This window comes from Micromonospora sp. NPDC023633 (assembly GCF_040640035.1).
Lineage (GTDB): Bacteria > Actinomycetota > Actinomycetes > Mycobacteriales > Micromonosporaceae > Micromonospora.
This window is the reverse complement of sequence record NZ_JBFABB010000274.1, coordinates 1-1746: the sequence shown is the minus strand read 5'-3', so window position 1 is coordinate 1746 and position 1746 is coordinate 1. Positions and strand designations below refer to the sequence as shown.

Sequence of the window (1746 nt, the reverse complement as noted above, 5' to 3'; positions counted from 1 at the left end):
TTGTCCTGATGAGGGCGGGCGTTCAGAGATCAATGTGCTGTTCGACGGCGGTCGGGTCATCTGGCTCGCCGAAGCGGAGGGTGGCGTGCGCTGGCTTGGCCGGGAAGGCTCGCAGCTGCGGCTCCATCGCGGTGAAGAGTCGGGTGGCGTCCGGGCCGTAGGCGTAGAGGACGGCTTCGCCGCCGCCGAACTCGTGGCCGTCGAAATCACCGACGTCGGCGGCCTCGACGGCTTCTGTGAGGTGTTTCGCGAGGTCGTAGACGGCCTGTCGTTCCTGTTCCTCGCCGAAGCCACTGCCCGTCAGGGGGTATCGGACGATGACGGCATGTTCAGGTGCGCTCATGCAGTGCTCCTTCATTGGTTGATGCCAACGCCGCCGGCAGTGCCGGTGACGGCGGCCTTACGAGGTCGACTGACCTTGATGTTGCGCACCGGCTGGTCGGTGGTGCGTCGGACGGTGCGGATGCCGTCGTCGCAGGCGATGGCCAGTTCGGTGTCGGTGACGTTGACGGTGACGGTCTTGCCGGCGTGGACACGGCCGAGGGCGACTTTCTGTCCGACGACCATGATGACGCCGCTGTTCGAGGCTCGGCGCTGGACCTGCACGGGCCCGGTTGCGGGTTGTGGGGGTGGTCCGGCGGGTCGGGCACTGCGCAGCCGGGCCACCTCGGCGGGGGTCAGCGGGTTGGGTCGGGTGCGCAGCAGTTGCCGCGTGTCCAGGTCGAAGAAGCTCAGGGTCTTGTCGTCGATGCGGACGCCGACGCGTTGCCCGCCGAGGATTTCGGCGGCCAGGATGATGTGCTGGCCCAGGGACACGTGGCCGCCGCGGCTGATGGTCCGGTCGACCTCGACCGCCTCACCGGGTGGGGCCTGCGGCAGAGGTGGTTCGCCAGCTGGTCGCCCGCCCTGCCTGAGCAGGCCGGCGAGGTCGGCTGCGGACAGGTGTGAACGCACGGACTTGATCCGGGCGCCGGCGATGAGCAGGTGAATGACGTCGGTGTCGGCCCAGAACGTCACCGTCACGCCGGAGCGGGCTGGGCCGAGCCAGAACTGCTTTCCCGCGACCTGCAGGTTTCCTGATGGTGGCACCACCCTGTCGAACTCCACCGCCCCTGGCACCACCGGCATCGGCGTCGGGATCGGCGGTGAGACCAGGGCCTGGTCGACGGGCTGAGTGAGCCTGGCAGGCAGCTTCACGGGCATCACCTGCTCCGGGACGGGGGTGAACCGGTCGGCGGGGAAGGCCATGTCCAGGGACTGGTGCGGCCGGTCGGTGTTGTATTCGCGCCGGAAGGCGTCCACGGCGGCTTGAACGGTTTCCAGGTCGGGCCAGATCGGCACCTCGTCGAGGAGTTCGCGGCGCAGGGTCTGGTGGAACCGTTCCACCTTCCCGGTCGTGGTCGGCGACGCCGGTTGGGTCAGCCGGTGGATGATGCCGTTCTCTCTGCAGATCCGGTCGAACATCACCTCCCCGCCCTTGCCGAATCGGTCAGTGAACTGCTTGCCGTTGTCGGTGAGGACTTCCTCGGGCACCCCGAACCGCTGCAGTGCGTCGGCGAAGGCCAGACAGACCGCCCGGCCGGTGGCACGGCGCACGACCTGGGCGATGACGCAGAACCGGGAGTGGTCATCAACGCCGGTGACGACCTTGGCCTCGGTGCCGTCGGCGAGCATGATCCCGCCGACGATGTCCATCTGCCACAACTCCATCGGCCGAGCCCGCTGCCAGCGCACATAGTCCTTACG

The 1746-nt window shown here is 68.3% G+C and carries 2 protein-coding genes; both read right to left on the bottom strand.

Translation table 11 applies throughout. The features are described from left to right. Positions 1-22: 22 nt before the first annotated feature. Positions 23-343: a hypothetical protein gene (locus AB0G13_RS34650; protein ID WP_357883910.1), complete on the bottom strand. Its 321-nt coding sequence runs from the start codon at positions 341-343 to the stop codon at positions 23-25. 11 nt (positions 344-354) lie between these two features. Next, positions 355-1746, bottom strand: a 1392-nt coding sequence (locus AB0G13_RS34645; protein ID WP_357883907.1) for an integrase core domain-containing protein, incomplete at its 5' end; no start/stop codon positions are given.